This is a genomic window from Natrinema salifodinae (assembly GCF_900110455.1).
GTDB lineage: Archaea > Halobacteriota > Halobacteria > Halobacteriales > Natrialbaceae > Natrinema > Natrinema salifodinae.
In genome coordinates, this window is the sequence record NZ_FOIS01000003.1 from 386143 (window position 1) to 399259 (window position 13117).

At 66.9% G+C, this 13117-nt stretch carries 14 protein-coding genes, 1 tRNA gene and 1 pseudogene; 3 read left to right on the top strand and 13 right to left on the bottom strand.

Annotated features, from left to right (window positions below):
• Positions 1-126: 126 nt before the first annotated feature.
• The 10 genes and pseudogenes from BMY29_RS11960 to BMY29_RS12005 form a co-directional block, all read right to left on the bottom strand.
• Positions 127-207 (bottom strand) — tRNA-Ser (locus BMY29_RS11960).
• Positions 208-254: 47 nt separating this feature from the next.
• Complete coding sequence (locus tag BMY29_RS11965; protein WP_049988894.1) at positions 255-500, bottom strand: DUF7981 family protein; 246 nt, start codon at positions 498-500, stop codon at positions 255-257.
• 13 nt (positions 501-513) lie between these two features.
• Positions 514-894, bottom strand: a complete 381-nt coding sequence (locus tag BMY29_RS11970; protein ID WP_049988895.1) for a Rid family detoxifying hydrolase — start codon at positions 892-894, stop codon at positions 514-516.
• Between the two features lie 83 nt (positions 895-977).
• Positions 978-2000: a cytochrome d ubiquinol oxidase subunit II gene (locus tag BMY29_RS11975; protein ID WP_049988896.1), complete on the bottom strand. Its 1023-nt coding sequence runs from the start codon at positions 1998-2000 to the stop codon at positions 978-980.
• A complete protein-coding gene (locus BMY29_RS11980; RefSeq protein WP_049988897.1) occupies positions 1993-3519 on the bottom strand; it encodes a cytochrome ubiquinol oxidase subunit I in 1527 nt (508 codons plus the stop codon). Before BMY29_RS11980 ends, BMY29_RS11975 begins: the two co-directional genes overlap by 8 nt.
• Before the next feature lie 212 nt (positions 3520-3731).
• Entirely contained in the window at positions 3732-4943 is a 1212-nt protein-coding gene (gene ilvA / locus BMY29_RS11985; protein ID WP_049988898.1) for a threonine ammonia-lyase, read from the bottom strand.
• A 260-nt stretch (positions 4944-5203) separates the two neighbouring features.
• Positions 5204-5734: pseudogene (locus BMY29_RS11990) on the bottom strand (gamma-glutamylcyclotransferase family protein).
• Positions 5735-5968: 234 nt separating this feature from the next.
• Positions 5969-7117, bottom strand: coding sequence for a citrate synthase (gene citZ, locus BMY29_RS11995; protein WP_049988899.1), 1149 nt, complete (start codon positions 7115-7117; stop codon positions 5969-5971).
• Positions 7118-7323: 206 nt separating this feature from the next.
• Entirely contained in the window at positions 7324-7698 is a 375-nt protein-coding gene (locus BMY29_RS12000) for a VOC family protein (RefSeq protein WP_049988900.1), read from the bottom strand.
• Positions 7699-7969: 271 nt separating this feature from the next.
• Positions 7970-8332, bottom strand: coding sequence for a cell division protein SepF (locus tag BMY29_RS12005; RefSeq protein WP_049988901.1), 363 nt, complete (start codon positions 8330-8332; stop codon positions 7970-7972).
• A gap of 301 nt (positions 8333-8633) precedes the next feature.
• Here BMY29_RS12005 and BMY29_RS12010 point away from each other — a divergent pair, with 301 nt between their 5' ends.
• The gene (locus BMY29_RS12010; RefSeq protein ID WP_049988932.1) at positions 8634-9584 is read left to right on the top strand and encodes a hypothetical protein; all 951 of its coding nucleotides are present in this window, start codon (positions 8634-8636) and stop codon (positions 9582-9584) included.
• A gap of 55 nt (positions 9585-9639) precedes the next feature.
• Entirely contained in the window at positions 9640-10404 is a 765-nt protein-coding gene (locus BMY29_RS12015; protein ID WP_049988902.1) for a DUF1028 domain-containing protein, read from the top strand.
• Between the two features lie 21 nt (positions 10405-10425).
• Here the strand turns inward: BMY29_RS12015 and BMY29_RS12020 are convergent, their stop codons facing one another.
• A complete protein-coding gene (locus tag BMY29_RS12020) occupies positions 10426-10905 on the bottom strand; it encodes an RNA-binding protein (RefSeq protein ID WP_049988903.1) in 480 nt (159 codons plus the stop codon).
• A gap of 164 nt (positions 10906-11069) precedes the next feature.
• Between BMY29_RS12020 and BMY29_RS12025 the strand changes: the two genes are divergently transcribed.
• On the top strand, positions 11070-11366 hold the full coding sequence (locus BMY29_RS12025; RefSeq protein ID WP_049988904.1) for a DUF7562 family protein: 297 nt from the start codon (positions 11070-11072) through the stop codon (positions 11364-11366).
• 2 nt (positions 11367-11368) lie between these two features.
• Here the strand turns inward: BMY29_RS12025 and BMY29_RS12030 are convergent, their stop codons facing one another.
• Complete coding sequence (locus BMY29_RS12030; RefSeq protein WP_049988905.1) at positions 11369-12160, bottom strand: ABC transporter permease subunit; 792 nt, start codon at positions 12158-12160, stop codon at positions 11369-11371.
• The gene (locus BMY29_RS12035) at positions 12157-13065 is read right to left on the bottom strand and encodes an ABC transporter ATP-binding protein (protein WP_049988906.1); all 909 of its coding nucleotides are present in this window, start codon (positions 13063-13065) and stop codon (positions 12157-12159) included. The genes BMY29_RS12030 and BMY29_RS12035 overlap by 4 nt, the downstream gene beginning before the upstream one ends.
• Positions 13066-13117 lie beyond the last annotated feature (52 nt).

Here is a 13117-nt window from a genome sequence, read left to right on the forward strand (position 1 = left end):
GGAAAGGAGACGCCTGGTCGGAATCGAGAAAGATGCGACGGACGGTCCGAGAGGGCGGCTGCACTCGTGTATTGGAGGAAACTCCCGCGGAGTACTCGCTATTCGTAACTTATTCGTCCCGAGAAACGCCAGGACTGGGATTTGAACCCAGAATCCCAAAGGGAACACGCTTTCCAGGCGTGCGCCTTACCGTTCGGCCATCCTGGCCCAGGTCATCCTAACCGCGTCCGTCGTTTAACTGTTACGAGATCCGGTCACCGCTCGGGCCGATCCGCCGCCCGTGCGGCGATCCGCGGTTCGAGCACGTACGCGCCGATCGTCGCTCCGACCCCGACCGCCAGGCCGACGGCTAGGCCGCGAGCGATCGAGAGCGGCGGCTCGACGAACAGGGTGTAGCCCTGAACGAGCACGAGAAACGACAGGCAGCCAACGACGCCCCACAGGAGTGCGGACTTGGTGCGGGGGTCGAGACCCATCGCATCAGCGGGGTAGCCGCTCATGCCGACACCTCGCTCACTCGAGGGTCGCGACGGCCTCGATCTCGACGCCGACGCCCTTCGGGAGGGCGGCGACCTCGACGGCGCTGCGGGCCGGCGGCTCGTCGTCGAAGTAGGCGGCGTAGGCCTCGTTCATCGCATCGAAGTCGTCGATGTCGTCGAGGAAGACGGTCACCTTGAGGATATCCTCGGCGGTCGCATCCGCCTCGTCGAGGATGGAATCGAGGTTGTAGAGGGCTTGCTCGGTCTGGTTCTCGATGGGCTCGTCGTCGAGGAGGTCGCCGTCGGCCGTCATGGGGATCTGGCCGGCGGTGAACAACAGCGAGCCGTTACTGGTCGCCTGGCTGTAGGCGCCGACCGCCGCGGGCGCGTCGTCGGTCTCGATGATTCGTTTCATGCCCGAAACGTGTATCCGGTCGCGCTTAAAGTTACGAGGTCCGCGACGGACTGCAGAAGGGCTCGCGGACTTTCGAAGGGGCGTCAGTACCCCTCGGCCTCGACCGGCCCCGAGAACGTCGAGTAGAGGATTGCGAAGTAGGCGCAGACCAGCGGCACGAGGAGGGCCGCGGACAGCGTCAGCAGGCGGAGCGCAAGCGGCGAGATCGCGGCCTCAGCGGCGGTCAGCCCCGTCGCGGGATCGAGGGTCGGGTACAGCAGCGCCGCGACCAGCGCGACCAGCGCGTAGGTCAACCCGCCGGCCGCGAGGAAGGCGATCAGGTCCCGCCCGCGTCGGATTGCAAGGGCGTAACCGCCGCCTACCGCGACCGTAGCGGCGACGAGCGCCAGCGGGAACGGCGCGAACAGGGCGTCGCGAACGGTCGGGCGAGCGGCCAGCGCGAGGAGGACCGCGACGGTCAGCGGGAGGAAGGCGGCGAGTGCGCGCAGGCCCCACGTCCGGGCGGCGGCCGCGAGCGCCCCGTCGGTCTTCAGAGCCAGGAACGCGCCGCCGGTGACGACGGTGAGCGCGACGAGAGCGAGACCGACGAGTACGGTCTCGGGGGCCGCGGTGACGGTCGTCCCGAGCAGCCAGTTCCCGACGAAGATGCCCAGCAGGAACGGGGTCGCCACACTGCCGACGACGAACGCCCGGCCCCACCAGCGCCGCCAGGCGTCGTCCTCGCGCTGCTCGTAGAACTCGGGCGCCAGGCCGCGGCAGATGAGCGCCCCGAGGACGGCGAACAGCAGCAGGTAGTGGCGGCTGAAGAGGGCGGCGTACAGCGGTGGGAAGGCAGCGAAGAGGCCGCCGCCGAAGACGACCAACCACACCTCGTTGCCGTCCCAGAAGGGGCCGATCGCCGCGAGGATGCGTTCGCGCTCGGCCTCGTCGCGCCGGAGCGCGAACAGTGCGCCGGCCCCGAAGTCGAACCCGTCGAGGAAGAGGAAGGTGCCGAGGAACGCGAAGACGACGACGACCCACAGCGTCGGCAGGTCGACGGGCAGCGACCCGGCGAGCGGGCCGAGGGCGGCGACGGCGGCGAGCGCTTGGCCGGCGGGCTCAGTCATCGCCGGTCACCTTCGGTGCCGCTGACTCCGCGTTCGGGTCCGTCGGCGACGCCGACGATGTGCTACCGGCCGACTCGACGTCGGGCGGCCCCGCCAGGATGAGCCGCCGGACGACGTAGCCGTAGCCGCCGAGCAAGGCGGCGTAGACGAGCGCGAAGCCGGCCAGCGTCAGCGTCGCCTCGGCGCCGGTGAGTCCCGGCGAGACGCCGTCCTCGGTCCGGAGCAGCCCCTGGACGACCCACGGTTGGCGGCCGACCTCGGTGACGATCCATCCCGTCTCGACCGCGACGAAGCCAAGCGGCGCGGAGGCCATCAGCGCGCGGTGGAGGTGCCGGTCCGCGAACAGGTCGCCGCGGCGCCAGCGGTAGGCGGCCCAGGCCGCCAGGCCGACGAACCAGAAGCCGAGCAACACCATCGCGCGGAACGCCCAGAAGACGATTGCGACCGGCGGCGAGCCCTCGAACTCGTCGAGGCCCTGGACGGTGTGAGACGGATCGCCGCCGCTGGCCAGGACCGACGCCATCGCCGGAATATCGACCGTCCAGAGGTTCTCGGCGCGGGGATCGGTGAACGCGCTCGGATCGGTCGGGATCGCGATCAGGTGGAGCGCGGCGGGCCCTTCGGTCTCGTACAGGGCCTCCATGGCAGCGAACTTCTGGGGCTGGGTCTCGGCGACGTGGCGCCCGTAGGAGTCGCCGTGGACGACCTGGAAGGGCGCGGTCAGCAGGAGGACGACCAGCGCGATCTTGAGGGTGGTGCGCCAGAAGCGGGCGTCATCGTCGGCGGCGGTGTCGGCCGCCGCGTTCGCGTCGGCGGGCGCGGTCACGGACGCGTCCGCGCCGGTATCGTCGCCGTCGGTTCCGTTCTCGCGCTCGCCACCGCTCGATCGGTAGACGAAGTACGCCGCCACGCCGGCCATAAACAGCGCGACCGAGAGGACGGCGGCCGACTGCATGTGGACGAACATCCACGGGAACCGCGGGTTCAGGTACGCGGCGACGGGATCGACGAGCGTCACGACCGGTTGCCCGCTCTCCCGGGCGAGTTCGTACCCCCGCGGGGTCTGCATCCAGGAGTTGGCGACGAGGACCCAAACCGCCGAGAGCCAGGTCCCCAGGCCGACGGCGACCGCCGACACCATATAGAGCGCGTCGCCGACCTTCTCGCGGCCGAAGACGAAGACCCCGAGGAAGGTGGCCTCGAGGAAGAAGGCCATCATCCCCTCGACGGCCAGCGGGCCGCCGAACAGCTCCCCAGCGAACGTCGAAAACGCTGCGAAGTTCGTCCCGAACTCGAACTCGAGGACCAAGCCCGTCACGGTGCCGACGACGAAGCTGATCGCAAAGATGTGGGTCCAAAACCGCCGCTGCCGTTCCCAGAGCGGGTCCGACGAGCGGATCGACTTCCACGTGAAGTAGATCAGGAAGGGCGCCAGGCCCATGCTCATCACGGGGAAGATGATGTGAACGATAGTCGTAAGCGCAAACTGCAACCGGCTGGCGATGACTGGGTCGACCATGTGAATCAGTAGATACGGGACACGAGATGGGTGCCCAGTCGGAGGATAGTCACTCGCCATTTGACGGGTGTTCGCCGATTCCCGAGCGCTGGGAACCGGTAACGGCGTCGACGACGACGCGGTCCGATCGGGAACCCGAGAGCCCGATCGACGGGAACGAACAGGACCGAGCAGGACCGAGCGGAGCCGATCGAACCCGCGGGCCGCGGTGCTCAGGCGAGCACGTCGACCTCGTAGCCCGCGTCGCGCAGCGCTGCGAGGAAGGCGTCGACGTGGTCGGGACCGCGCATCTCGAGTTCGATCTCGACCTCGGTGTCGCTCATCTCGACCTCGCGTGAGGTCCGGTCGTGGTGGATGGCGTAGATGTTCGCCTGGTGCTCGGTGAAGATATCCAGCAGGTCCTCGAGCGCGCCTGGTCGATCCTTCAGGACGGTCCGGATCTTCAGGTAGCGGCCGGTCTCGACCAGGCCACGAACGATGACGTTGGTCAGCGTGTTGAGATCGATGTTACCGCCGCAGAGCGCGGGGACGATGACCTCGTCCTCGTCGTATTCGAACGTCTCGAAGAGGACGGCCGCGAGCGGTACCGCGCCGGCGCCCTCGACGACCGTCTTCGAGCGCTCGAGTAAGTAGACCAGAGCGACCGCGATCTCGGGGTCGGAGACGGTGACGACCTCGTCGACGTACTCCTGAATGTAGGGGAAGGTCCGCTCGCCGACGCTGCGAGTCGCGATGCCGTCCGCGATGGTGTCGACGCCGTCGATCGAGACGCGTTCGCCCTTCCGCAGGGACTCGGCGGCGCTCGAAGCGCCGTCGGCCTGAACGCCGATCACGCGGACGTCGGGTTTCTGCTCCTTGATGGCGGTCGCGATGCCGCTGATGAGTCCGCCGCCGCCGATGGGGACGACGACGGTCTCGACCTCGGGGCAGTCTTCGAGGATCTCGAGGCCAATCGTGCCCTGGCCGGCCATCACGTATTCGTCGTCGAACGCGTGGACGTAGGTCCGGCCCTCCTCGCGTTCGATCTCGTGGGCGCGCTCGGCGGCCGCGTCGTAGTCCCGACCCGAGAGGACGACCTCGGCCCCGTAGCTCTTGGTCGCCTTGACCTTCGAGATCGGCGCGTGCTCGGGCATGACGATCTTCGAGTCGACGCCCGACCGCGTGGCCGCCAGCGCGACGCCCTGCGCGTGGTTGCCCGCGCTCGCGGTGACGACGCCGGCCGCCTTTTGCTCCTCGGAGAGCGTCTTGATCCGGTTGGTCGCCCCGCGGATCTTGAACGCGCCCGTCCGCTGGAAGTTCTCCAGTTTCAGGTGGATCTCGGCTCCGGTCATCGCCGAATACGTGTGCGAGTGATCGAGCGGCGTGTGCCGAGACGTCTCTCGCACCCGCTCTTCGGCCTCGAGAATATCCGAGAGTTCGAGCATACGCTCGTCTACTCGGCGTAGCGTGTAAGGATTACTGTCGGGGACCGGATGAGCCTGTGGCCGGCCCGCACCGTCGTCCCCCCAACAGCGGATGTGCTGCAACGTTGGCAGCACGACAGGGAATACAGGGAATGCACGGCGTGTGACGTGCGAGTGTAGAAGGGGACGCGGAGTATATAAATCTCATGCACCCGTGGTGGAAGTGAAACCGCAAGACGGCGTCGGGGAAACGACGCCGTCAGACGCTAGACAGACGGACGTCATTCGAGGATCCGGACCGAGACTCCGGGTCGCGAAACGAAGTTTCGAACCCGATCGGAGAACGAGCCGGACCCGGGCCAGGCCGCGTCGACGCCGAGACGATCCGGGTCGCCGACGTAGACCCAGCACCGTCGATCGGCGGCGTTGGCCGCGCCGTCCGCCGCGGTTTCCCAGCGGTCGTCGCGGTCCCCGGCAGACGAGGCCCTCGCGGCGCACGTCGCGTCCCTCGTGTCCGGCACCGCGACCCGGACGTAGAGACCGCTGTCTACCCCCTCGTACCGATCGAGGCGCTCGAGGCCCGCCTCGTCGACTGTCAGGAGACGGCCGTCGACGCTGCCGCCTGGCGCGAGCGTCGGATACCGGCCGTCGACCCGACGGAGCCCGTCGAGGGTCGCCTAGCCGACGAACTCGTACTGGGGGTCGGCGGACCCGCGCTCGCTCTCGCGGTCTGCCTCGCCCGTAGCGCCGAGGACGCTTGTGACTCGGTCGGGATCGGTCAGCGTGCCGTAGACGAAGACGTCCGCGTCCACGACCGATCGTTGTGGGTCGAGGGACTTGCAGGTACTGCCGGCGGCCGTCGGCAGGTGGCGTCCGGTATCGTATCGGGGAGGCTCGTTCGACCGGCGCGGAGCCGTCGCTGGCTCGGATATCGACGACGGAACTGACGACCCGGGACGGAGAAAGCGGGCTGGGCGTGCGAGCGAGCGGAAAGAAATCGGACGGTGAGAGCAAGTCGCTCCGGGAGGGGAGACGGCGGCTCGGGCTTACCGCTCTTCGAGCGGGACGAATCCCTGGTCCTCGGAGCCGACGTACCGGGCGCGCGGGCGGATGAGGCGGTTGTCGTCCTGGTACTCGAGGACGTGTGCGATCCAGCCGCCGACGCGGCTCATCGCAAAGATTGGCGTGTACATGTCGATCGGAATACCGAGCTGGTAGTAGACCGACCCGGAGTAGAAGTCGACGTTCGGGGCGATGCCCTTGTCGACCAGCCCTTTCTCCTCGGTGAGGTACTCCTCGATGGTGCTCGTGATGTCGTACCACTTCGAGTCGCCTTCGGCGGCGAGTTCCTCGCTGCGCTCCTGGAGGATCTTCGCGCGGGGGTCCTTGACGTTGTAGACGCGGTGGCCGAAGCCGGGGATCCGGCGGCCCTCGTCGGTGGCCTGCTCGACCCAGTCGAGGGGATCGAGGTTGCTCTCGTCGATCTCCATCAGCACTTCCATGACGTCCTGATTCGCGCCGCCGTGGAGCGGCCCCGAGAGGGCGCAGATACCGCCGGTCACGGCGCTGTAGATGTCGGCCATCGTCGAGCCGATGACCATCGACGTGAACGTCGAGGCGTTCAGTCCGTGGTCGGCGTGGAGGATCAGCGCCTGGTCGAACGTCTCGGCGGCGACGTCGTCGGGCTCCTCGCCGGTCAGCATGTAGAGGAAGTTCGCCGCCAGGCCCAGGTCGGGGTGGGGGTCGACCGGCTCCTCGCCGATGCGGTAGCGCTCGAAGGCTGCAAGCGCGGTCGGGATCTTGGCCGTGATCCGCCGGCCCTGCCGGAGCGTGGCGTCGAGATCCTCTGGATCGGCGTCGCTCTCGGGTTCGAAGGCCGAGAACATCGAGACGGCGGTCCGCAGGGCGGCCATGGGACGTTCGTCGGCCGCGGCGAGTTTCTCCATCGTCTCGAGGACGGTGTCGTCGACCTCGCGTTCGTTCATGAGCGCGTCCGCGAACGGCTCGAGCTCGTCTTCGGTCGGGAGGTAACCGTTCCAGAGCAGGTAGAGGGCTTCCTCGTAGCTCGTCCCGCGAGCGAGCTCCTCGATCGCGTAGCCGCGATAGATCAGGCGGCCCGCGTCACCGTCGATCGAACTGAGTTCCGATTCGGCGACTAACACACCCTCGAGCCCTTTCTTGAGGTCGTCAGACATACTCAGGGATTTCGGACGCCAATGGAAAAGTATTATCGTTTAGTCGGTGCCGGTACTCGACACGTCGTCTGTGTGTATTTTGCCGTTTTCACGAACACGTCCGGGTGGAATTTCCGCTTTCGAGCGGACAGACAGTCAACCGAGTAGCCCCCAGGTTCTGTAATTTTCTTTCGTTGGGTATCCTCGGCGAACCGGAAAACTGTCGCTCAGTCGAGTCGTTCGACCAGTTCGACGACGTAGCCGTTCGGGTCCTCGACGAACGCGACGCGGCGATCGATGTCGGCCATCGTCGTCGGTTCCTCGCGAACCGGCGGGTCCGCGCGCTCGACCAGGCGCTCGAAGGCGTCGTCGGTACTGTCGACGCCGACGGCGACGTGGGCCATCGTCCCCGACTCGATTTCCGGCCCGCCGTCCGGATCGTACTTGAACTGGAACTCGGCGTTCTCGCCGCCGATGTAGACGTTTTCGACGCCGTCACCGCCGGTGAACGACCAGTTCTCCTGCAGGCCGAGCCCGTCGATATAGAAGTCCCGGGTCCGTTCGATGTCCGATACCCACAGGGCCGTGTGAATGACGTCCATGTTCCCGACGAGAACGTCCCTCGTGAAAGCATTATTGGCATACGAAGGACTCTCACGAGAACGGGCACCGCGCCGAGCGACAGCGACTCGCGGTTCGCGGTCGATCGAATCGATCGAGATCGCGCTCGTCGACTGCCGCGGCCGCGCCGGTCCCGCATGCAGGCCGGACGACGACGCGTTCTTTTACTGGCAGATATCGGCGGTCCAAAACTCGAAGAAGGCGAGAGAATCGAACAACAAGCGTGTGCTCCTTCGAGCGACAGGCCCGGCCTCAGAGCTTCTGGCCGAGTTTCTCGCGGCTGATCCGGACACCCGTAGGCGTGATGATCATCTGGTCGTCGCCCTTCCGGACGATATCGCCGTCGACCTCCTGAGCGACCTGGCGAAGCTCGTCGACGATGTGTTCGACGGTGCTGTCCTCGGTGCGCAGGCGCGTGATGTCCGCGATGACGATGTCACCGTCGTAGACGGCGTCTTTGATGTCGATCGCGTCCGCCTGGCTGCCCACTTCCGCGATGTGTACCTGCATCGTCGCCGATGCCGACTCGGCCGCGACGTCCTCGAGGTCCAGTTCGGCGTAGTCCTCGACGGTGCGGGACTGGTTCCCGCCGAGAATTTTACTCATCAATCCCATAGGCGAGAGAGTCCGTCGCTGTCTGTATAGTTCTTACGTCAGACGTGACCGTTCAACCGAAGCGAACGCGACCGAGCGGGGCCGGTCGTCGATCGCGAGCGGCGAGCGTTGTCGGGTCGGCCAGGCGGCCGCGGCGCTGCGATCGTGGGCGGAAGCCCGCAACAGCGGAGATATTCCTCTCCAAATAATGTTTCCGTATATAGATCATCTGCGTAATTTTATAGGAAGGGAGAATGAATTATCTTTCATGGGACTCACGGAGAAAGCGGAGATGGCGAAAGCCGCGCTCGGGAACGACTTTCTGCGCCGACAACTGCTCTTATCGTCGGTTCTCGGTCCCGTTCAGAAACGCATTCGTGGCAACGACGGGGAGTACGTCATGGACGCGGATTGGGACAACCTCCTGATCTTGGACGGGTGCCGATACGACCTCTTCATGCAACTCTACACCAAGCGCTCGCTCGAGGGCGAGGTGAGCGAGTTCCGCTCGCGCGGCAGTTCGTCGCCGGAGTTCCTCGCGGAGAACTTCGCCGGGCGGACCTACAACGATACCGTCTACGTCACCGCGAACCCCCACGAGAAGCGGGTCCTCGACGAGTCGTTCTATCACACCGACCGCGCCTGGGTCGACGACTGGAACGACGACGAGGGCGTCGTGCTCCCGGCGGACCTCGCCGACCGTGCGCTGGCCGCCCACGAGTCCCATCCGAACAAGCGACTGATCGTGCACTTCATGCAGCCACACGTACCGTTCATCGGCGACACGCGACTCGACGTGGAGAGCGGGATCACGAGCGGCCTCCGCGGAGCCGTGCTCGAAGACGACGCCGACGTCGAGTTCGAGTCGGTCTGGCAGGCGCTGCGCGACGGAGAGGTCGACGCGGGCGTCTTCTGGGAAGCCTACCGCGATAATCTGCACCGGGTGCTCGACGAGGCCGTGCCGCTGGCCGATCGCCTCCCCGGCAAGACGGTGATCACGGCCGATCACGGGAACGCGGTCGGCGAGTGGGCGACGCCGTTTCCGGTCTCGGTGTACTTCCACCCGAGCAACGTCCGGATGCCGGCCCTGAACACCGTTCCCTGGTACGTCCCGCCGTACTCCGAACGAAAACCGATCGTGCGGTCGGAACCGGTCGACTCGACGGCCGTCGTCGAGTCGGTGACCACGGATGGGACCGCCGCCGATACAGCGGATGACGCCGACGGGGACGTCATCGAGGACCGGCTCTCGGCGCTCGGCTATCTCGAGTGACGCCCGTCGAACCGACGGTCGATTTTTTATTTTTCGGGTTCGAACTGTGTAATCGATGACGTTCAGCATCTGCGTTCGCGAGGACTACGAGACCGAGAACGGCGAGCAACACCGCCGATTCGGCGTCGCGGTCACGACGCGACTGCCCGGCGTCGGCACGCTCTGTCCGTTCGTCAGCGACGACGGCGCCGTCGCGACCCAGAGCCTGGTCAACGTCGACCTCGGCGAGCGCGGGATCGAGTACATCGACGACGGCCTGGCCGTTGACGACGCGTTGCAGTCGCTGCTCAACGCGGACGACGGCGCGCCCCAGCGCCAGGTACACGGCGTCGACGCGGAGACGACTTTCGCCTTCTCCGGCGCGGAGTGCGTCGAGTGGGACGGCCACTGCGAGGGCGATCACTACACCGTCGCGGGCAACATGCTGACCGGCGAGACGGTCATCGACGCGGCCGCGGAGGCCTACGAGGCGACCGCGGTCCACGACGCGACCGATCCCGCGACCGGGCCGGCCGCGGTCACCGAGGACGGCGACGTCGAACCGCTCGCAAAACGGCTGATCGACGTCCTGGCCGCCGGCGACCGCGAGGGCGGCGACAAGCGCGAGGAACTACCCGTCCAGAGCGCGGCCGTCGTCGTCGAGACGACCGAATCCTACGTCGTCGAACCGCCGTACAACGACCTACGGATCGACGCCACGGAGACGCCGATCGCGGACCTGCGCGAGACGTACGATCTGGCGGTCCAGGGGTACCGAGACACGCTCGCCCAGTACGAGGGCGCTTACGAGGCGGATTCGCTGGACGAAGCGGCCGATTAGGGCAGAACTAGGTCCGTTTCGTCAGCCGGTGAACTCGTAGAGGTCGTCGCCGACGTGGTGCAGCGAGTCGACGACCTTCCCCTCGTCGCCGCCCATCTCGTCGCCCGGGACGCGGGCGCGGCCGACTGCGAGTACCTTCCCGTGGGACTCCTCGGCGATGACGACCAGGTCGTCCGGCTCGATGTCGTCGGTGGCCGCCGTGATCCCGGGGCGCATCACGTCCGCGCCGTCGCTGACGAAGGAGACGGCGCCCGCGTCGACGGTTACCAGGCGCTTGTCGGGCTCGTAGGCGTTGGCGCCGCGGACGGTCAGGAACGGCTCCTCGTCGAAGTACGCGACCTGCGGTTCGCCGTCGATGAGGACGACCTCCCAATCGGTGTCCTCGAACTCGACGCGTTCGTAGGCGTCGCCGTCGGGCGAGACGCCGAGTCCCTCCTCGAGGGTCTCCTCGAGCTCCGAGACGGCGTCGCTGCGGAGGTGATGGCGAGACTTGACCTGCATATCCGGGCCAACGGCCGGTCCGGAGATAAAAGGCCCGTTCCGGAGAGCCCGAAGCGGCCGAGGTCGATCGGCTCCAAGACGGAGATTCGGTCGGGCTGACCGTCAGGCCAGAGACAACGTGTGACAATCGCTAAGTAGGCCCGCGGCGTCGGATCGAGTAGAGCATGTGGCCCTCTCGGAACCGCACGGAGACGGTGACGTGTCTCGCCTGTGGCGCCGAGCGCCCGCGGACGGAGGCCCGCGAGTACGACAAGCACGGCGACCGCTGGGACCGCGAGAACAAGACCTTCGAGTACCTCTGTAAACCCTGTCACGGCGAGCTCTGCCACCTCCCGCGCGACGAACTCGAGGACCTCTTAGTAGAGCTCGAGGCCGGCGGGCGGGACCGCGACGGCTTTCTCGCGAGCTATCTCTCGACGGTCGAAGAACGGTACGGGCCGCTCGAGGAACGCGAGCGCTAGGCCTAGAGGTCGTCGGTCGCGAACCGCCAGTAGCCGACGGCCGGAGCGAGCACCGCCCACCCCAGCAGGACGGCGGCGCTGAACCCGGTGAGAGAGCGATTGTAGTCCACTTCGAGCACGGCAAGCAACAGCTGTTCGTACGCAAGGCTCGGAGACAGCATGCTGACGTACGACGTCCACCACGGCTGCGTCGCCGGCTCCTCGAAACCGGCCGCGATGTAGGACAGGCCGTCAGGCACGAACCGCCAGACGACCAGAAGGAGGAGCAACGCGCCGAAGACGGCGAACGACGCCCACGTCTGGGTGCGGACCATCGCCGAGATACCGATCGCGATGGCGAGGTAGGCGAGCCCCAGGCCGGCGCTGATGAGGAGGTACGCGAGAACGTCGACCGTCGGAACCGAGTGCCCGGTGGCGAGTATGACGGCGACCCCGGTGATGACGCCCGTGAACAGGGACGCGAGGAAGACCACGTACCGGCCGACGTACATCCCGAGGACGATATCACGTCGGTCGTGGGGGAGCCCGAGCAGCAGCGTTAGTTGGCCGTTCGAACGCCGCCTGACGATCGCGCCGTACGCGATCAACAGGCCGGTGACCGGCACGAGGAGCATCCCGGGCAGCCCGAACTGAGAGACCAGGTCGCCTGGCGTGATGTACCCCTCTTCGAGCTGACTGACGTAGAGCGCGGCCATGGCGCTGAAGACCAGCGCGAACGTCGCGGCGATCGCGTACAACTGCCGGTTGCGGATCGCGTCGCCGACCTCCTTCCGAGCGATCAGCTTCCAGTTCATGCCGCCCCCTCCGTGTAGGAGACGAACAGGTCTTCGAGCGAGGCCTGGCCGGTCGAGAAATCGCGGATCGTCCCGCCGGCGGCCCGGATCTCGTCGAGCACTCGGAGTTTCGCGTCGGCGGTACAGCCGACGACGAGGTCGCCGTCGCGTTCGGCGGCCGTCGAGACCCCTTCGATGGCCGCGACGGCGGGCGAGATTTCGGTCGGGTCGCCGGCCAGGTCGACGGTCAACTCCGCGCCGGCATCGACCGTTTCGCGCAGCCCGTCGATCGTGTCGACGGCGACGAGCTCGCCCGATCGGAGAATGGCGACGCGATCGGCGACCGCCTCGACCTGCGCCAGGATGTGGCTCGAGAAAAAGACGGTCGCGCCGCGGTCACGTTCCGCGCGGACGATCTCGCGCATCCGCCGGACGCCGTGGGGGTCGAGCCCGGTCGAGGGCTCGTCGAGGATCAACACGTCGGGCTCGCCGACAAGGGCCATCGCGAGCGCGAGGCGCTGGATCATCCCCGTCGAGTAGTCCGCGGCGGCCCGATCGGCGGCGTCGGCCAGGCCGACGCGCTCGAGCAGGGCCGCCGGATCGTCGTCGACGTCGGTGGCCTCGATCGCGTACGCGAGGTGCTGGCGGCCGGTCATCGTCTCGAAGGGCGCGAAGCCCTCGGGGAGGATGCCGACGCGCTTCCGGACGGCGGCCGGCTCCTCGGAGACGTCGTGGCCGAGCACGTCGACCGAACCGCTCGAAGGATGCGTGTAGTGCAACAGAATATCGATCGTCGTCGACTTTCCGGCGCCGTTCGGCCCGAGAAAGCCGAACACTTCGCCGGACTCGACGGTCATATCGATACCGCGGAGGGCGCGGACGTCACCGAACTGCTTAGTGACTCCCTGGAGGGTTATCGCGGGCATTCACGCGTAGTTTTGTTAGATACAAAATATATCTTCCTGATCGAACGCGGTC

Bases quoted from the DNA above. Each gene is read 5' to 3' on its own strand.
- BMY29_RS11965 (WP_049988894.1), bottom strand. From the start codon at position 500: ATGAGCGGCTACCCCGCTGATGCGATGGGTCTCGACCCCCGCACCAAG.
- BMY29_RS11970 (WP_049988895.1), bottom strand. From the start codon at position 894: ATGAAACGAATCATCGAGACCGACGACGCGCCCGCGGCGGTCGGCGCC.
- BMY29_RS11975 (WP_049988896.1), bottom strand. From the start codon at position 2,000: ATGACTGAGCCCGCCGGCCAAGCGCTCGCCGCCGTCGCCGCCCTCGGC.
- BMY29_RS11980 (WP_049988897.1), bottom strand. From the start codon at position 3,519: ATGGTCGACCCAGTCATCGCCAGCCGGTTGCAGTTTGCGCTTACGACT.
- ilvA (WP_049988898.1), bottom strand. From the start codon at position 4,943: ATGCTCGAACTCTCGGATATTCTCGAGGCCGAAGAGCGGGTGCGAGAG.
- citZ (WP_049988899.1), bottom strand. From the start codon at position 7,117: ATGTCTGACGACCTCAAGAAAGGGCTCGAGGGTGTGTTAGTCGCCGAA.
- BMY29_RS12000 (WP_049988900.1), bottom strand. From the start codon at position 7,698: ATGGACGTCATTCACACGGCCCTGTGGGTATCGGACATCGAACGGACC.
- BMY29_RS12005 (WP_049988901.1), bottom strand. From the start codon at position 8,332: ATGGGATTGATGAGTAAAATTCTCGGCGGGAACCAGTCCCGCACCGTC.
- BMY29_RS12015 (WP_049988902.1), top strand. From the start codon at position 9,640: ATGACGTTCAGCATCTGCGTTCGCGAGGACTACGAGACCGAGAACGGC.
- BMY29_RS12020 (WP_049988903.1), bottom strand. From the start codon at position 10,905: ATGCAGGTCAAGTCTCGCCATCACCTCCGCAGCGACGCCGTCTCGGAG.
- BMY29_RS12025 (WP_049988904.1), top strand. From the start codon at position 11,070: ATGTGGCCCTCTCGGAACCGCACGGAGACGGTGACGTGTCTCGCCTGT.
- BMY29_RS12030 (WP_049988905.1), bottom strand. From the start codon at position 12,160: ATGAACTGGAAGCTGATCGCTCGGAAGGAGGTCGGCGACGCGATCCGC.
- BMY29_RS12035 (WP_049988906.1), bottom strand. From the start codon at position 13,065: ATGCCCGCGATAACCCTCCAGGGAGTCACTAAGCAGTTCGGTGACGTC.